Below are 20,055 nucleotides of genomic sequence, written 5' to 3' on the forward strand. Positions count from 1 at the left end.
ACGATCTCTCATACCAGTGCCTCTCGGTGTGGGAATGATCTGGCGTTCTTTTCAGAATCTGTACCCGTGCGCCTCGCTCCTCGATTGGCTTACCCTGCGTCTCTTCACTCGAGAAGGAACGCCCATGTCGCCTGTCACTCGTTGTCTGTGCTACGCACTGCTGAGCTGCGCGCTGTTGCTGTCGTCAGGTGCGTTGGCCAGCACGGTGCTGGAAAGCAACCTCTGGCGCGTCGAACTCGATCCGGCGACGCTGGCGATTCGCGTTACGCCCGCTCAGAACCCGGCAGTGCAGGCTTCAGCCGGAGTGACGGCGCATCGTGTCAGCGGATTGGAAACGACCGCGGATCAAGCCGATTGGCAATGGGATGACGGCGCCTGGACCCTCAGCGCCCGGCTCGATCAACGCGAACTCTCCCTCTCGATTAGAGCCCGCAGCGCCGGTGAACTGAGCTTCCTCAAACAACCCGGCAGCGCCATGGGCAAGGGACTGATCTGGCCGCTGGCCGAAGGGCATTACGTGCCGACCGGTAATTCGCTCTGGCAGAGATTTCTGCTGGATCAGGGGGATTTCAACACCACCCAAGACCTGAGCCTGCCACTGTGGGGCGTGGATCACGCAAGCTTCACGCTGAACTGGTTGATGACCAACCCCTATAACAATCGCCTCACACTGAGCGCCGAAGGCAAGACCCTGGCGCTTGCCGCCAGCCATGAATTCACCTCGCTGGACCCTGCGGCGCCGCTGACCTTCAGCCTGTATCTGGGGGATGCCGACCCTCTGGCCGGCGCCAAGCGTTATCGACAATGGCTGATCGAAACCGGGGACTATGAACCCCTCCGCGACAAACTGCTGAAAACGCCTGAAGCGAACAAATTGCTGGGTGCGAGCCATATCTACCTATGGGGCAACGACCTGCTCGGGATGGACGATGTGCGCAGCTGGCCACAACTGTTGGAGTTGCTGCGCGGTAAGGAAACGTTGGCAACCGAACTGCGTGGTTATCTGGACAGCGAAGCTACGCAAATCCTGAGCAAGGCTCAGCCGCCCCTCGACCGCTATCAACAAGCCACGATGCTGCGCAGCCTCAACAGCGCCCTGAACAAGAAGGCTCGAGAACGCTGGCAAGCCACCACGGAACCCGACATGCAAAAACTGGCCGGTCGCTACGGTGAGTTGCGCCGTGAAGTCGCAACGGTGTTCGCTACGGCGCTCACGTCGAATCCTGAACGCTGGGGAAGTACCTTGTCTCTGGAGACGATTAAACAGCTGCAAGCCGCTCAACTGCTGCGTTTGTGGTTGGGACTGGGCGAGGGTTGGGAAGGGGGGCTTTGGCATCCCGAAGCGGTGCGTGCAGGCGTGCAGGCCGGCTATCTGATGGCTCCCTATGACTCCTATCAAACGGCATTGACGTCCAGTGAAAATCCGGACTGGACCACCGCCCACCTGGGCTTCAGGGCCAATCGCAATTGCGCGATCGTCTTGAAAAACGATGAACTGAAAAGCGGCTTCCAGCAGTCCGGCCATTACACCGACCCACGGTGTGTCCGGCCTTTGCTCGAGGCGCGGGTCAAGGCCGTTCAGGCCAAAGCCGGTTTCAACAGCTGGTTTCTCGATGCTTACGCCACCAGCATGCTGTTCGATAGCTACCGCCCTGGCGCGACCATGACTCAGGCACAAAATGCCGCGGGCAATATCGATGCCGCACGCTGGATCACCGACACCCTGAAACTACCGGCGGGCTCCGAAGACGGCAACGCTGCCACCGCCCAAGGCATCCTGTTCGCCCACGGTATGCAAACCCCGGTGATTGGCTGGGGAGACCCGGACCTGAGCAAGAACAAGCAGTCGCCATACTACCTGGGCAACTGGTATCCACCGGAACAGCCAAGCGTGTTCTTCAAGTCGGTGCCGATCAAAGAGCCCTACCGCACGGTTCATTTCGACCCGGCCACGCGTTTGCCGCTGTATCAAGCGGTGTTTCACGGCTCGGTGATCACCACTCATCACTGGCTGTTCGACAACTTGAAACTGAGCAATGTATGGGCGGAAAACGAGCTGACCCAGCTGCTCTACAACGTCCCGCCGCTCTATCATCTGAGCACCGGCACATTGGAACAGCGGCTACCGTTGATCCAGCGTCAGGACGCCTTCTTCCGCCCGCTGCACGAGCGCCTCGCCACTCAGGCATTGACGGATTTTCGTTGGCTGACGACGGATCGACAGGTGCAACAGACGACCTTTTCCGATGGGACGCGGCTGGTGGCCAACTTCGATCTGCAAGCGCGTGAAGTCGGCGGCAGAGTTTATGAAGGGCAAGGCATTACGGCATTCGAGGCGGATGGGAAGGTGACGGAGTATCAGGTCGATTTGCAGCGCTGACTGATCCATTCGCGGGCAAGCCCGCTCCCAGTGTGCCCGGCATGGGCCAAAGCCAGTCACCTGAAAAGTGGTGACCAGAATGAGTGACGAGAACTGTAGCGAAACGCAAGGGGGAAGCCGCGAGGCCAGCCTGAAAGAAGCGTGTAGCAAAGGCGCGACCGCAGGAACACGAACAAGCAGCGAGGCCGGATGCGGGCGATAAGTGTGCTGGGAGCCACGAAATCCAACCGTCACCGAAAGACGCATCAGGTAGAGCTTGGCGGCCCGAGCCGAAGGTTTTGGCACCTTACCCGGGGAGATCTCGCGGGCGTAGCCCGCGAGAAGTCAGCAGATGCCGTAGTAGTGAAGAAGGGTCGTAATGGATCTGGAGCGAAGGGCTGAAGAACAGAAACACTCACCATAGACTACTGCCTACAAAGCGAGAGCCCTTTGAAACCGCACCCGGAAATGCCATGTGGCACGTAGCGGGAAGGCCGTGCGTGGGAAAGTCGGGTGGACCTCGACCAATGCGCGCAAGGAAGGGGCGAGTCAGCAGGCAGACGGAACGGGAATAGAGACGTGTTGAGCGAAACCTGCATGGAAACGATTGTCGAAAAGGAGAATATGCACCGAGCGCTCAAGAAGGTCCGGTCGAACAAAGGGGCGCCAGGGGTCGACGGAATCACTACCGACGAACTCACCGCACACCTTCAAACGCATTGGCCGGCCATCAAGAGCAAGCTTCTGGACGGGACCTATAAACCGGGTCCTGTCAAAGGTCTCAGGATCCCCAAGCCGCAAGGCGGGGAGCGGCTGTTGGGCATTCCGAATACGCAGGATCGCTTGATCCAGCAATCGGTCCAGCAGCACCTGACGCAGCTGTGGGATGCCAAATTTAGCGAACACAGCTACGGTTTCCGGCCAGGCAGGAGCAATCTCGATGCCATACGAGCCGCCAAGGCCTTTGTCCTGGAAGGCAAGACCTGGGTCGTGGATATCGACATCGAAGCCTTCTTCGATCAGGTCAATCACGACAGGTTGATGAGCCTCATATCCAGGGATATCCGTGACAAGCGGCTGATGAGTTACATCGGTCAGACGCTTCGAGCGGATATGCTGTTGGACGGTCAGCGGGTCAAAAGGACGGCCGGAACTCCGCAAGGAGGCCCGCTAAGCCCGCTGCTTGCCAACCTCTATCTGGATGCACTGGACAAAGAGCTGGAAGCCCGAGGGCTGAGCTTTTGTCGCTACGCCGACGACCTGGTGATTTATGTCACCAGCGAACGCAGTGCGGATCGCGTGCTGGGCAGTGTGACGGCTTGGATAGAGAAACACCTCAAGCTCAAAGTGAGTGCCAGCAAGAGTGGAACGGGACGGCCTTGGGATCGCGACTTCCTTGGTTACAACATCGACGAACAAGGGAATGGCCAACTGTCCGGCAAGACCGTGAAGAAATACCGCAAGAAAGTTCGCGAGCTGTGGTCGGCCAGGCAAAGTCTGACGAGCACCGAACTCGTGGCTCAATGGGGACGTTACATCCGGGGGTGGTACGAATACTTCCGCTGGGTGAAGGACGACTTCAAGCGGTTATCGCAATGGACTCGCCGACATATGCGCAAATGTTTCTGGCAGCGCTGGCACAGTCGTGAGGGACGAATGCGCAAACTGCGCGGGCTTGGTATCGCAAGCCGGCAACTCGCGCGAGTAAGCTTCCACGACGGTGCCTGGCGAGCGGCGCGCCACCCGGTGATGCAGCAGGCGATGAGTCTGAACATGATGCGTCGCTGGGGACTGTGGACGCCGCAGGACTTCGCCTCAGCACCTTGCTGAGCTGTTCAACCGCCGGATGCGGAAAACCGCACGTCCGGTGGTGTGGGAGGGGTAACGGGCACAAGCCCGTTGCCTCCACCCAATCATAGTCTGCAGCTGCCCACATTTTTGTATTCAACCGATAAACCTGTGGGAGCGGGCTTGCCCGCGAAGACGTCATGACGGCCAACTTGAGTCTCGGTTAATACCGACTTCCTGGTGCCGATGAGCATTGGATGTTCTTAAGCTTTACGCCACACACTCGCCAGCCAAGGCTGCTGCTCCCTCGGCAGCCCGGCCGGGCGGTAGTAATGCTCCAACTCGACAAATCCTGCCTCAGTCAACAACCCGCGCCACGACTCCAGATCGTGATACGCACCATAACGCGGGCCATTCCAGCCTTCCTGGTTCTCGCCCCGTGGGTTGGAGCTGAACAGCACGCCGCCGGCTTTCAAGGTAGTGTGCAATTGCTTCAGAACCCGAGGCAATTCCTGCCCGGGAACATGAAACAGCGCCGCATTGGCGAAAATCCCGTCGAAACGTTCGGCAGGCAGGTCGAGCTTGAGGAAGTCCTGCTGCCAGACCTCGCAACCGCTGTCCTCACGAGCCATTTGCGCAAAACGCTCCGAGCCGTCGAGGCCGATGGCGGTATGGCCCATCCGCGTGAAGGTCTGCAGATCGCGCCCCGGGCCGCAGCCGAAGTCGAGAATGGTGAACGGCGCCTCGCCCTGTATATGCCGCAGCAGCGCGGCGATGTTCTGGCTGACATCGTGATCGTGAGTCCCTTCGCGAAAGCTCTCCGCCACCTGGTTGTAGTGGCCCAGGGTGGTGGAGGTGATCTGATCAAGGTCGGTCGGGGCGAGTTTCATGATGGGCTGCTGGCGAGGGTGAGTTCGCCAAATATACCTCATGGCTCATAGTCACAGGCAAAGCCGTGACCTTGTGGGAGCGAGCTTGCTCGCGAAGGCGTCATGACAGACGACCCAGATCTCCCGGCAAACTCAGCGCTTGTTCAGGCCCTTGGCCAACCGATCCCCGCCCAGCTGAATCGCTGCCACCAGAATCACCAACAGCACAATCACGGTGAGCATGATCTGGCTGTCAAACCGCTGATAGCCATAACGGTAGGCGATATCACCCAACCCGCCCGCACCAATCGCTCCAGCCATGGCCGAGGAGTTGATCATGGTCACCAGGGTGATGGTGAAACCGCCGACAATCCCCGGCAGCGCTTCCGGCAGCAAGACATGCCAGACGATATGCCAGCGCCGGCAACCCATGGCCTGGGCGGCTTCGATCAGGCCGTGGTCGACCTCGCGCAAGCTGACTTCGGCGATGCGCGCGAAGAATGGCGTGGCGGCGATGGTCAGCGGGACTACCGCGGCCCACACGCCATAAGTGGTGCCGACGATCAGCCGGGTGAAAGGAATCAGCGCGACCATCAAAATCAAAAACGGGATCGAGCGGAACAGATTGACGAAGGCCCCCAGCGCACGGTTCAGCGCCGGGGCTTCGTAGATGCCGCCCTTGGAGCTGGTGACCAGAATCACCGCCAACGGAATACCCGCCAGCAACGCGATCAGCGACGACACGCCGACCATCAGGAAGGTATCGATGACGCCCTGAAGTAAACGATCAAACCACATAGCCCAGCACCTCGACCTGTTGTGCCCATTGCGTGGCGCGTTGACGTAATTCTTCCGCGCCCAGTGAGGAGCCTGTCACCGCCAATAGCAGTTGTCCTAGCGCATGCCCCTGAATCCGCTCGACACCACCCTGCAGCAAGCGCACACGGCCGCCGAGGGCGCTGAACAGCGCTGCCAGATCCGGTTCGTCAGCCGTGCTGCCAGTGAACTGCAAGCGCAGTACCACGGCGGCGTCCGCTGACTGGGGTTGCGCGTGCAGGCGGTTTTGCAGCTCGTCCGGCAAGCTGTGTTGCAAGGGTGCGAGCAAGGTTTTGCTGACCTCATGCCGCGGGTCGCCGAAGACTTCCCAGACCGGCCCTTGCTCGACAATGCGCCCATGTTCGAGCACCACCACCCGATCACAGATATCGCGGATCACCGCCATCTCATGGGTGATCAAAATGATGGTCAGGCCCAGCCGTCGATTGATCTCGCGCAGCAGGCCGAGGATCGACTGAGTGGTCTGCGGGTCCAGTGCCGAAGTGGCTTCGTCACAGAGCAGAATCGCCGGATCATGGACCAGCGCCCGGGCGATCCCGACGCGTTGTTTTTGCCCGCCGGACAGCTGCGCCGGATAGGCCTTGTGCTTGTCTTGCAGGCCCACCAGCTCCAGCAGTTCACGGACTTTGCGCTCGCGCTGCTCCTTGGGCACCCCGGCGACCTTGAGCGGCAACTCGACGTTCTGCCAGACGGTCTTGGCCGACATCAGATTGAAGTGCTGGAAGATCATGCCGATGCGCCGGCGCAGCACCACCAGCCCGTCCTCATCGAAGTCACCGATGTCCACATGATCGATCAGCACCCGGCCCGTGCTCGGCTGTTCCAGACGATTGATGGTACGGATCAGCGATGACTTGCCGGCGCCGCTGCGGCCGATGATGCCGAACACTTCGCCGCGCTGGATCGCCAGGTCGATACCGTGCAAGGCATTGACCGGACCCTGCTGACCTTCGTAGGTCTTGCCGAGGCCGATAAAGCGCACGTGAGCGCGATTCAGTTCCGGGCGCAACTCGGTCTGTTCGGCATGCTGTGCAGGCGGATCGAGCAGCCTGCGTTGGGCGTTCGTTGCACTCATGTTCAGCCTTCCCAGCCGGCTTGATAGAGCTTGCCGTGGGCTTTATCCAATGCCGCGCGCACGACCGGTGAATGCTGGTAGATGTCGACGAACTGGATCAGCCGTGGATCGGTTTTGCTCTTGGGCTGGATCACGAACTGGATCACGTATTCCTTGTGATCGAGGCCGTCGAACAGCAAGGCAGATTTGGCATCGAAGGTTTTTGCCAGGCGAATATAGGCCGGGTAGCCCTGCACCAGATCGGCGTCCTCGTAGGCGCGCACCAGTTGCACGGCTTCGACCTGAAGGATTTTCAGTTGCTTCGGGTTGGCAATGATGTCGTCCTCGGTGGCTTTGTAGCCGACGCCTGGTTTGAGGGTGATCAGCCCGGCCTTGGCCAGCAGTTGCAAACCGCGCCCGCTGTTGATCGGGTCGTTGGCGATGGCAACACTGGCGCCTTGCGGCAGCTTGTCGAAGCTTTTGTATTTCTTCGAGTAGAGGCCGACGTTGTTGATGATCCCTGGGGCGAATGGCACCAGATCAAACCCGGCGGCGGCCTTGGCGTTTTCGAGGAACGGGATGTGCTGGAAGTAGTTCACGTCGATATCGCCCGAGGCTAGGCTGACGTTGGGCGCGATCCAGTCGCTGAACTCCACCAGTTCGACTTTCAGGCCTTGCTTGCCGGCCTCGATGACGGCCGCTTCCAGTGGAATGGCAAAGGCGGCGGTGGTGCCGACTTTCAGTGGTGTGTCGGCGGCGTGGGTGACGGCGCTGAACAGTCCGAGGGCGAGGGCCAGTGCTTTGACTGGTTGGGTGAAGAGGTTTTTGGTCATGGGTAGTTTCCAGTCAGTAGTCAGTTTTTGAGTTCGTGGCGCTTCACTGTGGCGAGGGAGCTTGCTCCCGCTCGGCTGCGAAGCAGTCGCAAAACGGCCGCCGAGTTTTATCTGAAACAACTCGGTGGCTGTTTTTGGGCCCGCTACGCGGTCCAGCGGGAGCAAGCTCCCTCGCCACAGGGGTCAGTGTCGGTAGCTGGCGCCCGTGTGTTGTTGGGGTAAATGCGCCTTTGCATGAAACAACTTTTCCCTCAGGCTCCCTTGGTCATACGCTGTCTTGTACGACCCTCTGCGCTGCAACTCTGGAATCACCAGTTCAATGAAATCCACATAGCTTTCCGGTGTGACAATACGGGTCAGGTTGAAGCCGTCCAGACCGGTTTCGGCGATCCAGGATTCAAGCTCATCGGCGACCTGTTCGGGCGAGCCGACCAGGGTGATGTAGCGTCCGCCCAAGGCGTGTTGTTCGAGCAATTTGCGCCGGGTCCAGTCGTTGTTTTGCAGGGTCTTGGTGGCGGACTGGATGGCGTTGCTTTTCACGTACTGGATCGGCTCATCGAGCTCGTATTCGGCGAAATCGATGCCGGTGGAACTGGCGAAATGCGCAACGCCGGCCTCGGCACTGGCGTAGCTCAGGTATTCGGCATGCTTGGCCCAGGCAAGCGTTTCAGTGGTGCCAACAATCACGTTGAGGCCCATGAACACCTTGATGTCTGCCGGGTTGCGACCGGCCTCGATGGCACTGGCGCGGACCTTGTCCACTTGCACCTTGGTCGACGCCTTGTTCTGCCCGCTGATAAACACGCACTCGGCATGCTGTCCGGCGAACTGCAAGCCTCGATCCGAACTACCGGCCTGGAACAGCACCGGTGTGCGTTGCGGCGAAGGCTCGCAGAGGTGATAGCCCTCGACCTGATAGAACTCGCCGTGGTGCCGGACTTTGTGGACCTTTTCCGGCTGCGCATAGATCCGCTGCTTTGGATCGTTAAGTACCGCGTCGTTTTCCCAGCTGCCTTCCCAGAGTTTGTAGAGCACTTGCAGGTATTCATCGGCCTGGTCGTAACGCCGGTCATGCTCGACCTGTTCGTTCAGGCCCATGGCCTTGGCGGCGCTGTCGAGGTAGCCGGTGACGATGTTCCAGCCGACCCGGCCACTACTCAGGTGATCGAGGGTCGACATGCGCCGGGCGAACAGATACGGCGCTTCGTAGGTGAGGTTGGCGGTCAGGCCGAAGCCGAGATTTTTTGTCACCGCAGCCATGGCCGACACCAGCAGCAACGGGTCGTTGACCGGTAGCTGGATCGACTCTTTGAGTGGCACGTCCACCGAGTTTTGATACAGGTCGTAGACGCCGACGATGTCGGCAATAAACAAGCCGTCGAACAGCCCGCGTTCCAGCAGTTGCGCCAGTTCGGTCCAGTACGAGAGGGTTTTGTATTGGGTCGAAGTGTCCCGCGGATGAGTCCACAGGCCATGGTTGATGTGCCCGATGCAATTCATGTTGAAAGCATTGAGCAGGATCTTTTTCCTTGTATTCAACGGCTCGGCCATCAAATGGTCCCCCGCAGCGGAGGATTTTCATCGTTGAGGTAGTAGTTGCCGACCGCGTGGTATTTCCAGCGCACCGGGTCGTGCAGGGTGTGTACCCGGGCGTTGCGCCAGTGGCGGTCCAGACCATGCTCGGCCAGGGTTGCCTGGCTGCCGGCCAGTTCGAACAAGGTACTGCCGGCCGCCAGGGAAATTTCGCTGCTGATGGCGCGAGCTTCGGCGACGGCAATTGAAGCAGCGGCGACGGTCTCGGCGTTGGTTTGAGCTTGCGCCTTGTCGAGGAATTCGCCGGCGCGCTCCAGCAGTGCTTCGGCGGCGTGCAGGCGAATGCTCAAGTGGCCGAAGCTCTTGAGGGTCAGCGGATCCTCAGTGGCTCTATCGTTGCCGGAATCAATCCACGGCCGGGTTTTGCTTCGCACAAAGTGCAGCGCGTCTTCATAAGCGGCGCGGGCGATACCGGTGTCGATGGCGGCGTGGAGAATCTGCGCCAGCGGGCCGACCGGCGTCGGGCGCTCGAAGGAGCTTTGAAACGGGATCACATCCTCGGCCGCGACGTACACGTTATCGAACACCACCGAACCGCTGCCAGTGGTGCGCTGGCCGAAGCTGCTCCAGTCGTCGATCACGCTCAGGCCTGTGCTGTTGCGAGCGACGAAGGCCAACTGCTGGACGCCGTTTGCATCCACCACCGACGTCGGAATGCGTTGTGCGTAAATGGCGCCGGTCGAGTAGAACTTGCGGCCGTTGATACGATAACCCTCGCCATCGCGGTTCAGGCTGGTGACGCGGTCGTGAGCGGTTTTGGTGCCGAGTTCCGCCAGAGCATTACCGAAACGCTGACCGGCCAATACTTCGGCGTAGAGGCGTTTTTGTTGCTCAGGGTTACCGTTTACCCGCAGCACTTCGAGGGCATAGAAGTGATTCTGCGGGATCTGCCCCAAGGAGGCGTCGGCCCGGGCGATTAGCGCAATGACCTTGGCCAGGGTGACGTTGGAAACGCCCGCGCCGCCGTAGGCTTTTGGCACGCTGATGCCCCACAGGCCGGAGCGTGAAAACACTTCCAGCTCGGGATGCGGCAGACGGCGTTCGCGATCGCGTAATGCGCTGTCGCGTTTGAAGTCTTCGGCCAGGTCGCTGGCGACGATCAGGGCTTGTTCATCGCTGGTTATCACCGCGACGTGTTGAGAAAGAGTCATGTGTTTCTCCAGAAGTCTGCTCAAAAATGTTCTGGTCGTCAGATCCAGGAGTGCCGGGCCGGCAAGGTGCCATTTAGGTGATAGGCGCCCACGGCGTGGTATTTCCAGCGCACCGGGTCGTGCAGGGTGTGGACGCGAGCGTTGCGCCAGTGGCGGTCGAGGTTGAATTCGGCGAGGGTTGCGCGGCTGCCGGCCAGTTCGAAAAGTTTTTCGCTGGCCAGCAGCGAGATTTCGGTGGTCAGTACTTTGGCTTCGGCCACGGCGATCGATGCGCGGGCAGCGGATTCGGCAGTCACGGGTGCGGCTCTGACCTGATCGAGCACTTGACCCGCCTTGCGCAGCAGCCCTTGGGCAGCATGCAGTTCGATTTTCAGCTTGCCGATGTCGGCGATCACGTAGGGGGCATCACTGGCGCGTTCGACCTTGGCGTCGATCCACGGCCGCGAGCGTTCGCGGACAAAGCTGATGCTGTCGTCGATCGCCCCACGGGCAATGCCGGCATCGATGGCGGCCTGAATCAATTGCGACACCGCGCCCTGGATATTCGGGACTTCGCTCAACCGCCAGTTATCCACCACCAGTTCGGCTTCGACAGGCACGTTGTTGAGCAGCACGGTGCCGCTGGCGGTGGTCCGTTGGCCAAAGCCTGACCAGTCGTCAACGATGCGCAGGCCCGGCGTGCCTCGGCGGACAAACGCCATCACTTGCTTGCCTTCGTCGTTCAGGGCTTTGACGGCAATCCAGTGGGCGAACAAGGCACCGGTGGAGTAGAACTTCTGGCCGCTGATGACGAAGCCGTCACCTTTGGCGGTAATCCTGGCTTTGAGCTCAAGGGTGTTTTTGGTGCCGCGTTCCGGCCCGGCGTTGCCGATCCGCCAGCCTTCGAGGACGCTCTGCAACAGCTGCTTTTTTTGCCGTTCGGTGGCGCTGTCCAATAGGGCGTTAAGAATGCCGAACTGGTTTTGCGGGATCTGCCCCAGCGCCGGGTCGGCCGCGGAAATGATCGCGAACACCTCAGCCAGAGTGACGAATGAAACCTGTGGGCCACCGAATTCACGGGGAATGGAAATACTGCCCAGGCCGCTGCGGGTGAACTGCTCGATTTGCGACCATGGCAACTTGCGCTGTCGGTCGCGCTGCGATGCTTGCAGGCGGGCGGCGTCAGCGAGTTCATGGGCGGCTTGTAACGCTTGGGCGTCGTTACGCAAGATGCGTGCGGGCAACAACAGCGGGGCGATGTCCAGATCACTCTGGACGGATGCATCTACCAGACTAGACATCAGTGCCGCTCCTTGGCTGCACGCAATGCCCTGGCGATTTGCACCGGGGTGATTTTGACCATACCTACCTCACATCTCATGGAAATGCCGCGAAAGCTGCGGCGAAATCGGAAAACAAGAATGTCCGGTGGTCCGGTATATATACCCTAATCGCGTATAAATAATTAATAAACTAACTTTTAGGAATATACATAGAAGGTCTGTCGTCAATGTCCCGCCTCTGGAGCATAAGCCCCAGAGCAGGCGGGGGATGGCCTTAGCGGCGTCTGGTTTCGGCGGCTTGAAGCACCGTTCTCCTCGGCATTTTGCTGTACGGGTTGGTACAACCGATTTTCAGTTTTCGGGGCGGCGCCCAGCGCGAGTTGTTACCCACCCGGTCAAGGATGCAGTAGGTGATTTCCAGTTGATTGTCTTCCCCTGCTTCCAGAATCACTGCCGGTGGCACCCAGACGTTGATGGGTTTGCCGACTTCATCGGCTGTGACATTGGGCAGGTCCATACGCACGTCGCCCCAACGCAGGGTAATCGCATCCTCGGCCGCCATGTTCAGGTAGGGTTCTATGGTCAGTGGTACACCGCGCTTGATCTGGTTGGGGTTGACCCCCTGGCGGCGGATCATCTGCGGGATACCCAGCGGCTCAAGGCTCTGGTTTTCGTCACCACAGAGTTCCGACGGCTGCCCGCCCGGGCAGTCGAGTTTGACCTGAACCCGTCGTGCGGCCGACAGCGCGGGACCCTGCCCGACTTGCATGACCCGGTAATGGATTCGCGAAGTACCGTTTTGAATAAAACTCTCCGGCACCCGCAAGCTGACAGGCTGGCCGATGTCGGCAGCCCTGAGTGACCTGGACGCCACATAGCAGCCGTCCCAGAACAATTCGATGAGGTCACCTTCGTTCATAGCGGCATAGGGCGGTATGTCGATCAGCAGATGAGCGGCAGCTATGACGCCTATGCCATGGATAGGATTCTGCGTCAGAAACGGAGCGCCAAGTTCAGGTTTTGCCGAGGTACGTGTCATGTCGTTCTCCTTGATAGAGTGCGGCGAAATCCGTTTCGGGCAGGAACACAACGTCAGTGCCAAGCCTTTACCTATATAGCGCCACGCAAGTTACAAAAGTGATAAGCCAACTAACTTAAAAATGTCAGAGTGTGTAATTAACCCTGATGTCTTTTTTGTTTAGCTAAGGGGGCGGAATAGTTCATGTCAAGCAAAGGCATCGGTAAACTTATCGATAGGCATCTATTCAGAAAAAACCTACGTGCAATTGGTATTTTAGTGTGTGCTCCCTGTTACTTTTACCCGCAGGCTATTGCGCCGGGCCACTGCCTTGCCGGCCGATAAAGCCAAACAAGTCACAGCCGGGATTATTGTGGCTTTTTGAGGGGAATGTGTAACCGGAGGTATGTATGGACGCAGCATACAATTAATAATCACACTGCCGAGTGGTTGATATGACGGATAACCGGAGATGTTATTTTAGCGCGAGCTGCCGCTATACAAAGCTGCTGGTCGGCGGGAAGGGGGGGAACTTAAACGCAGATGTATCTCGGTAATACTCGCTCCTTCCCTGGTGCGAGTTGTTGGATCCGATAATTAAATGTCGACAGTAAGAAACTTGCTGAGAAACTGCCGGGTGCGCTCTTCTTTCGGGTTGGCAAACAACGCTTTGGCTTCTCCCTGCTCGACGATTACACCCTTGTCGAAAAACACCACCCGGTTGGCCACATCCCGGGCAAAGCCCATTTCGTGGGTGACGATCACCATGGTGCGTTTCTCTTCGGCCAGTCCGCGAATAGTCGCCAGCACTTCACCCACCAGTTCCGGGTCCAGGGCTGAGGTGGGTTCATCGAACAGAATCACTTCCGGCTCCATAGCCAGTGCCCGGGCAATCGCGACACGCTGTTGCTGACCACCGGAAAGTCTGCGTGGATAAGCGTCTTCCTTGCCGGCCAGCCCCACCTTGGCCATCAGCGCGCGGCCCAGGGCGACGGCTTTGTCCCTGGGCATCTTTTTTACCACCAGCGGGCCTTCGATAACGTTTTCCAGCGCCGTGCGATGGGGGAACAGGTTGAAGTTCTGGAACACGAAACCCACGTGCTGACGCAACCTGCGCACCAGCCCTTGCTGCTGGTTCAACGGGCGGCTGCCATCGATCTCGATGTCACCCACCTTGATCCGGCCGCTGCTGGGTTCTTCGAGAAAATTCAGGCAGCGCAGGAAGGTGGTCTTGCCCGACCCGCTGGGCCCGATGATTGCAACCACTTCACCTTCCCCGACCCGCAAGTCGATGCCATTGAGGACCGTCTGACCATTGAATTGCTTCGTCAGTTTTTCAACCACAATCATGCGTTCAAGACTCCTGGTCGTGCCGATTGACCCGCTCTTCCAGACGGTTCTGCAGGTGCGCGAGCATGCTGGCCAGAATCCAGTAGATCAGTGCGGCGGCAAGGTACATGGTGAAAATTTCGAAGGTTCTGGCGGTAATCAGCTGCGCCTGACGGAACAACTCCGGGACCTGAATAGTGGCTGCCAGCGCGGTGTCCTTGACCAGCGAAATAAAGCTATTGCCCAGCGGCGGTAGAGCGGTGCGCGCCGCTTGCGGCAGGATCGCCCGGCGCAAGGTTTGTGCGCGCGTCATACCGATACTGGCGGCAGCTTCCCACTGGCCGCGTTCGATCGAACTGATCGCGGCACGGAGGATTTCGCAGGCATAGGCGGCCATGTTCAGCGAGAAGCCGATCAATGCCGCTGGCAGTGGATCAAGTTCGATACCCAATTGCGGCAAGCCGTAATAGATCACGAACAACTGCACCAGCAGCGGCGTGCCGCGAAAGAACGACACGTAGACGCGAGCGATCCAGCTCACCAGCTTGAAGCGCGAAAGGCGCATCAAGGCCAGGCCGAACCCCAGCAACAGGCCGAAAAACATCCCGCCCAGACTGAGGAACACCGTGTAGTACGCGCCCTTGATCAGAAAGGGCGCGGAGTCCAGCGCAAGCTGCAGCGCCGCCTGGAGCTGCGGGAAGTGCAGTGCTTCCATTATTGAGTGACGTCAGCGTTGAAGTACTTTTCCGAGAGTTTCTTCAAGGTGCCGTCCGCCCGCAGTTTCTCGATGGCCTGGTTGATGGCGGTCAGCAGTTCAGGCTCGCCTTTGCGCAGCGCGATACCGGCTTCCTGGCGGGAGAAGGGTGCGCCGGAGACTGCGGTGTCCTTGGCTTTGCCTACCAGCTCGAGAGCCGCCAGGCGGTCTACCAGAATGGCGTCGATGCGGCCTACGCGCAGATCCTGGTACTTGGTTGGATCATCGTCGTAGGTTTTGATGATGGCTTGCGGGACGTTGTCCTTGAGCCACTGCTCGTAGTTGGTACCAAGGCCCACACCGACCTTCTTGCCGGCCAGATCGGCGGCGGTCTTGATGGTGCCCTCATTCTTTTTCAGGGTCAGGGCCTGAATCCCGGAGATGGTGTAGGGCGTGGAGAAGTCGTACTTTTTCTTGCGCTCTTCGGAGATGGTGACCTGGTTGATCACTGCATCCAGACGCTTGGATTCCAGCGCCGCGAGAATGCCGTCCCATTTGGTCGGCTGCAGCTTCACCTTCACGCCCAGCTCTTTGGCCAGCGCCTCGGAGAATTCCACTTCGAAGCCGGCCAGCTTGCCGCTTTCATCGACGAAGCTGAACGGAGGATAGGTGCCTTCCAGACCGACGTTGATCACGCCAGCGTCCTTGATCTTTTTCAGCTGCTCACCGGCCACTGCTTGCCCCAGCAGACCGGCACCCAGTGCCAGCCCCAGCGAACCGATAAGCAGATTTCTACGTAGTGCGGAAAAATTCATGAAAAGCCCCTGTATTTTCTTATGAAGATGCATTTGGAAAAGCAGGCAAATCTATGGATCTGGATGACTGCAACATCCTGCCTTAAAGCAGCCTATGCGTCTTTTGGCATATTCGCCTGCGGCACGACTATATGACGGCTTTTTTAGACATGAAAATAATATAAATTTACTTTGTTATTCTTTTTATGAATAACAGCGATCACATTGATCGTTCCTCACGCTCTGCGTGGGAATGCAGCCTGTGACGCTCTGCGTCACTTGGACGCGGAGCGTCCATGGAGGTATTCCCACGCAGAGCGTGGGAACAATCGGCAACGCTCGCTCTTAAAACATCCCCGCATACGCAAACAACGCCGGCGCCCCACCGGTGTGCAGGAAGATGATCGGGCCGTCATCAAAGCGATTGCGGCCGATGCCGTCGAGCAATCCGGCCATGGCCTTGCCGGTGTATACCGGATCCAGCAACAAGCCTTCGTGACTTGCCACCAGTTTGATCGCCGCCAGCGTGCCGGCATTCGGCTCGCCATAGCGCGGGGCGAAATATTCGTCCCACAGCTGCACCTTGAAGCTCGCCGGCAAACTCACGCCGAGCAGTTCGGCGGTGCGCTCGGCCAGACCTTGCACCTTCGGCCGCTGGGCTTCATCAGTGCGGGAAACCGTGACACCCACCACCGGCAAATCCGGCAGCACTTCGCTCAGCGCCAGGGCCAGACCGCTATGGGTCCCGGCGCTGCCGGAGGCCAATACCACGGCGGCGAATTTCAAACCGCTATCTTCGATCTGCCCGGCCAACTCCAGGCCGGCCCGTACGTAACCCAAAGCCCCCAAGGCGTTGGAGCCGCCAATCGGAACCAGATACGGTTTTTTGCCGTTGGACCGCAGGCGCTCGGCGAGGGCGTGCAATTGATCGTCGGCGTTGTCCAGGTTGTCCACCAGCTCGACTTTGGCGTCGAACAAATCCAATAGCAGGCGATTGCCGTTGGCCAGGTAGTTGCTGTCTTGAGTGCCGATGGGGTTTTCCAGCAGCGCGACGCAACCAAGACCCAGCCTGGCGGCCAGCGCCGCGGTCTGGCGTACATGATTGGACTGGATAGCGCCCGCGGTGATCAGCGTATCGGCACCAGCGGCCAGGGCATCGGCGGCCAGATACTCAAGTTTGCGCAACTTGTTGCCGCCCAGCGCGAGCGGGGTGGTGTCATCGCGTTTGACATAAATATCGCGACCCAGCCAGGTCGACAGGCGGTCGAGCTTTTCCAGCGCGGTGGCATTGCCGAGGAGTTCCAGGCGATTGAAGCGAGCAAGCTGTTGTTTGATCATGGGGTCCGCGCTGGCTGTAGGAGATGTCTGGACTATAGGCAGGCCTTATTACTCCAGCAACCGCCAAACGCTTATGCCCAAATGTTCGGTTAACAGCACAATTCGTTCTTAATTCAGGTTTGAGTGCGTACCGTAAAGTGAATGCCGTTTCCGTGGCCAGACAGTCCGGCCGCATGAATGAGGAGTCTTTACCGTGAGCGAGCGTTCCAGCCATTGGCAGTTGCAGACCATCGTCGACCAACTGCGTGAAGCCCGAGACCAGTGGCGCACTCAGAACGGGCGCATCAGCGACGAGCAGGGCGGGCGCGAATTGCCGTCTCGTGCCGCCATGGCCGAGATTCTCGAAGCACTGTGTGGCGCGCTGTTTCCGATGCGTCTGGGCCCGGTGGATCTGCGCGAAGAGAGTGAAGACTTTTACGTTGGCCACACCCTGGATGTGGCGCTCAATGCCTTGCTGGCCCAGGCACGGCTTGAGCTGCGTTATGTGGCCCGGCAAAGCGCCAAGGTCGATCACGACGTCGAGATCAAGGCGATCCAGCTGATCCAGGGTTTCGCGCTGGCTTTGCCGGGGCTGCGCAGCCTGCTCGATACCGACGTGCTGGCGGCCTTCCACGGAGACCCGGCGGCGCGCAGTGTGGATGAAGTGTTGCTGTGCTATCCGGGGATTCTCGCGGTGATCCACCATCGCCTGGCTCATCACTTGTACCGCGCCGGACTGCCGTTGCTGGCGCGGATCAGTTCGGAAATCGCCCACTCGGCAACAGGCATCGATATCCACCCCGGCGCGCAGATCGGCGCCAGCTTCTTTATCGATCACGGGACGGGAGTGGTCATCGGCGAGACCGCGATCATCGGTGAGCGAGTGCGCATTTATCAGGCCGTGACCCTGGGTGCGAAACGTTTTCCCGCCGATGAGGACGGTCAGTTGCAAAAAGGCCACCCGCGCCACCCGATTGTCGAAGACGACGTGGTGATCTACGCCGGTGCGACCATTCTCGGACGGATCACCATCGGCAAAGGCTCGACCATCGGCGGCAACGTCTGGCTGACCCGCAGCGTGCCGGCAGGCTGCAACCTGACCCAGGCCAATCTGCAGCATGATGACGGAACGCAGAAGTAGAGCTCACAGAGCTCAGTTGTCTGTTCTGCCGTCTTCGCGGGCAAGCCCGCTCCCACAGGGTATCGCGTGGACCTTGTGGGAGCGGGCTTGCCCGCGAATAGTCTCAAGCCGATCCGTTGATCGCGGGCTTAAACCAGGCCGCCATTGGCGCGCAGGATTTGCCCGTTGACCCAGCTGGCCGCCGGGCTGACCAGGAAGGAGACGACGTCAGCGATGTCTTCTGGCTGACCGAGACGTTCCAGAGGCGGCATTCTGGCGAAGGTCTGGATCTGCTCTTCGCTTTTGCCGTTCAGGAACAACTCAGTGGCGACCGGGCCGGGAGCGACTGCGTTGACGGTGATGTTGCGACCGCGCAGTTCCTTGGCGAACACCTGGGTGAAGGATTCCACCGCGGCTTTGCTGGCGATGTATACCGCGTAGCCCGGCAGGTTCATGGCCACGGTGCTGCTGGAGAAGTTGACGATCCGGCCGCCGGCATTCAGGCGGGTTGCCGCTTCGCGCAGGGTATTGAAGGTGCCGCGAGTGTTGATGGCGAAGGTCTGCTCGAACGATTCATCACTGTGCTGGGCCAGCGGCAGGACTTTGAGGATTCCGGCGTTGTTCACCAGTACGTCGACCTTGCCCAGTTGCGCTTCGGCTTCATCAAACATCCGGCTCACGTCGGCAGCGTTGGCCACATCGGCCTTGATCGCTATGGCCTGGTGACCGGCCTGGCGCAGTTCCACCACCAGCGCCGAGGCTTCCCTGGCGCTGCTGGCGTAGTTGATGGCAACCGCGAAGCCTTGAGAGGCGAGTTGTCTGGCGATCACCGCGCCGATGCCGCGGGAGGCGCCGGTAACGATTGCGACTTTCGAAGTGTGAGTAGTCATGGCGAAGTTTTCCTGGAGCCAGTGAGTTGTTTGCTGGGTGTGGGAGCAGATTCACATGTTTACTCATGGCGATAAATGCAGCAGATTTGTCTTTACTGTTCAATAATCGCCAACAATCGAGTGCCAGGAGCCCAGCGTGGATCAAGTCAAAGCGATGAAGGTTTTCGTGCGGATCTACGAGCGCAGCAGCTTCACGTTAGCCGCCGATGACCTGAACCTGCCCCGCGCCACCCTGACCCATACCCTCAACCAATTCGAAGCCTGGCTCGGCACCCGGCTGCTCGAACGCAGCACCCGCCGTGTGCGCCCGACCCTGGATGGCGAGGCGTACTACCTGCGTTGCGTTCAGTTGCTGGCGGAGCTGGAAGAGGCAGAGCTGGCGTTTCGCTCGGTGGCGCCGAAAGGGCGGTTGCGAGTCGATTTGCATGGCACCCTGGCCAAGTACTTCGTGATCCCGGCGTTGCCGCAGTTCATGGAGCGTTACCCGGAGATCGAGTTGTCCATCAGCGAAGCAGACCGCTTCGTCGACCTGATCGCTGAAGGCGTCGATTGCGTGTTGCGGGCCGGTATCTTGGGCGATTCGTCGCTCATTGGTCGCCGCATCGCGACCTTGCGCCAGGTGACCTGCGCCAGCCCGGCCTACCTGCGTAAATACGGTGAACCGAAGTGCCTTGACGACCTGGCACAGCATCGCGCGGTGAACTACGTCTCGCGTACCACCGCCAAACTATTCCCGTTCGAATTCATGGTCGACGGCGAGCTGAAAGAAATCCCTATCGATGGCGCGCTGTCGGTGTTCGGCGCAGAAATCTACGCCGCCTCGGCGGTCGCCGGCCTGGGCCTTATCCAGTGCCCGCACTACCGCATGGCGACGCAGATCTCCCAAGGACTGGTGCAGGAAATCCTCCTCGACACGCCACCGCCGCCCATGCCGGTCTCAGTGCTTTATCCGCACAACAGACACATGTCGCCGAGGGTGCGGGTGTTTGTGGATTGGTTGAGCGAGGTGTTTGCCACGGCTCAGTAAGCGTTGGTCTGGGTAGAAACGGGCGAGGAGGTTGTGGACTAATATTTAACAGGGTGTGTATGGTGTGTATTGAGGTTGCCCTTTATTGCGTACAGTGCTCCACAGATGCTGTCGAAAAGG

Annotated in this window: 17 protein-coding genes; 4 read left to right on the forward strand and 13 right to left on the reverse strand. The window is 59.4% G+C overall.

Translation table 11 applies throughout. The features are described 5' to 3' along the window. The first annotated feature begins 124 nt into the window (after window positions 1-124). Both AC3I0A_RS00960 and ltrA read left to right on the forward strand, forming a co-directional pair. Window positions 125-2,380, forward strand: a complete 2,256-nt coding sequence (locus tag AC3I0A_RS00960) for a glycoside hydrolase (protein WP_489375772.1) — start codon at window positions 125-127, stop codon at window positions 2,378-2,380. Between the two features lie 576 nt (window positions 2,381-2,956). Then, a complete protein-coding gene (gene ltrA, locus AC3I0A_RS00965) occupies window positions 2,957-4,189 on the forward strand; it encodes a group II intron reverse transcriptase/maturase (RefSeq protein WP_489372898.1) in 1,233 nt (410 codons plus the stop codon). Between the two features lie 221 nt (window positions 4,190-4,410). Here ltrA and AC3I0A_RS00970 read toward each other — a convergent pair whose 3' ends face one another. The 12 genes from AC3I0A_RS00970 to AC3I0A_RS01025 form a co-directional block, all read right to left on the reverse strand. After that, window positions 4,411-5,037 carry a class I SAM-dependent methyltransferase gene (locus AC3I0A_RS00970; RefSeq protein ID WP_489375773.1) on the reverse strand — a complete coding sequence of 209 codons (627 nt, stop codon included), beginning with the start codon at window positions 5,035-5,037 and terminating at the stop codon, window positions 4,411-4,413. A gap of 132 nt (window positions 5,038-5,169) precedes the next feature. Beyond that, window positions 5,170-5,814 (reverse strand): methionine ABC transporter permease, encoded by a 645-nt coding sequence (locus tag AC3I0A_RS00975; protein ID WP_489375774.1) that lies wholly within the window; start codon window positions 5,812-5,814, stop codon window positions 5,170-5,172. Further along, window positions 5,804-6,928, reverse strand: coding sequence for a methionine ABC transporter ATP-binding protein (locus AC3I0A_RS00980; RefSeq protein WP_489375775.1), 1,125 nt, complete (start codon window positions 6,926-6,928; stop codon window positions 5,804-5,806). The genes AC3I0A_RS00975 and AC3I0A_RS00980 overlap by 11 nt, the downstream gene beginning before the upstream one ends. A 2-nt stretch (window positions 6,929-6,930) precedes the next feature. Continuing rightward, window positions 6,931-7,740, reverse strand: a complete 810-nt coding sequence (locus AC3I0A_RS00985) for a MetQ/NlpA family ABC transporter substrate-binding protein (protein WP_489375776.1) — start codon at window positions 7,738-7,740, stop codon at window positions 6,931-6,933. A gap of 183 nt (window positions 7,741-7,923) precedes the next feature. Further along, window positions 7,924-9,291: an LLM class flavin-dependent oxidoreductase gene (locus AC3I0A_RS00990; RefSeq protein ID WP_489375777.1), complete on the reverse strand. Its 1,368-nt coding sequence runs from the start codon at window positions 9,289-9,291 to the stop codon at window positions 7,924-7,926. After that, a complete protein-coding gene (locus AC3I0A_RS00995) occupies window positions 9,291-10,484 on the reverse strand; it encodes an SfnB family sulfur acquisition oxidoreductase (protein WP_489375778.1) in 1,194 nt (397 codons plus the stop codon). Before AC3I0A_RS00995 ends, AC3I0A_RS00990 begins: the two co-directional genes overlap by 1 nt. A 38-nt stretch (window positions 10,485-10,522) precedes the next feature. Further along, complete coding sequence (locus AC3I0A_RS01000) at window positions 10,523-11,764, reverse strand: SfnB family sulfur acquisition oxidoreductase (RefSeq protein WP_489375779.1); 1,242 nt, start codon at window positions 11,762-11,764, stop codon at window positions 10,523-10,525. A gap of 256 nt (window positions 11,765-12,020) precedes the next feature. Continuing rightward, window positions 12,021-12,785 carry a hypothetical protein gene (locus tag AC3I0A_RS01005; RefSeq protein ID WP_489375780.1) on the reverse strand — a complete coding sequence of 255 codons (765 nt, stop codon included), beginning with the start codon at window positions 12,783-12,785 and terminating at the stop codon, window positions 12,021-12,023. Window positions 12,786-13,361: 576 nt separating this feature from the next. Further along, entirely contained in the window at window positions 13,362-14,114 is a 753-nt protein-coding gene (gene tcyN / locus AC3I0A_RS01010) for an L-cystine ABC transporter ATP-binding protein TcyN (protein WP_489375781.1), read from the reverse strand. A 4-nt stretch (window positions 14,115-14,118) separates the two neighbouring features. Further along, complete coding sequence (gene tcyL, locus AC3I0A_RS01015; RefSeq protein ID WP_489375782.1) at window positions 14,119-14,808, reverse strand: cystine ABC transporter permease; 690 nt, start codon at window positions 14,806-14,808, stop codon at window positions 14,119-14,121. After that, window positions 14,808-15,602 (reverse strand): cystine ABC transporter substrate-binding protein, encoded by a 795-nt coding sequence (tcyJ, locus tag AC3I0A_RS01020; RefSeq protein WP_489375783.1) that lies wholly within the window; start codon window positions 15,600-15,602, stop codon window positions 14,808-14,810. Before tcyJ ends, tcyL begins: the two co-directional genes overlap by 1 nt. Window positions 15,603-15,926: 324 nt before the next feature. After that, on the reverse strand, window positions 15,927-16,919 hold the full coding sequence (locus AC3I0A_RS01025; protein WP_489375784.1) for a D-cysteine desulfhydrase: 993 nt from the start codon (window positions 16,917-16,919) through the stop codon (window positions 15,927-15,929). Window positions 16,920-17,112: 193 nt separating this feature from the next. On the opposite strand from AC3I0A_RS01025, the gene epsC reads away from it, so the two are divergent. Then, the gene (epsC, locus tag AC3I0A_RS01030; RefSeq protein WP_489375785.1) at window positions 17,113-18,039 is read left to right on the forward strand and encodes a serine O-acetyltransferase EpsC; all 927 of its coding nucleotides are present in this window, start codon (window positions 17,113-17,115) and stop codon (window positions 18,037-18,039) included. A gap of 128 nt (window positions 18,040-18,167) precedes the next feature. Here the strand turns inward: epsC and AC3I0A_RS01035 are convergent, their stop codons facing one another. Continuing rightward, a complete protein-coding gene (locus tag AC3I0A_RS01035) occupies window positions 18,168-18,908 on the reverse strand; it encodes an SDR family oxidoreductase (RefSeq protein WP_489375786.1) in 741 nt (246 codons plus the stop codon). Between the two features lie 136 nt (window positions 18,909-19,044). On the opposite strand from AC3I0A_RS01035, the gene AC3I0A_RS01040 reads away from it, so the two are divergent. After that, a complete protein-coding gene (locus AC3I0A_RS01040) occupies window positions 19,045-19,935 on the forward strand; it encodes a LysR family transcriptional regulator (RefSeq protein WP_489375788.1) in 891 nt (296 codons plus the stop codon). Window positions 19,936-20,055 lie beyond the last annotated feature (120 nt).

Source organism: Pseudomonas sp. KH_024_B2, assembly GCF_057839965.1.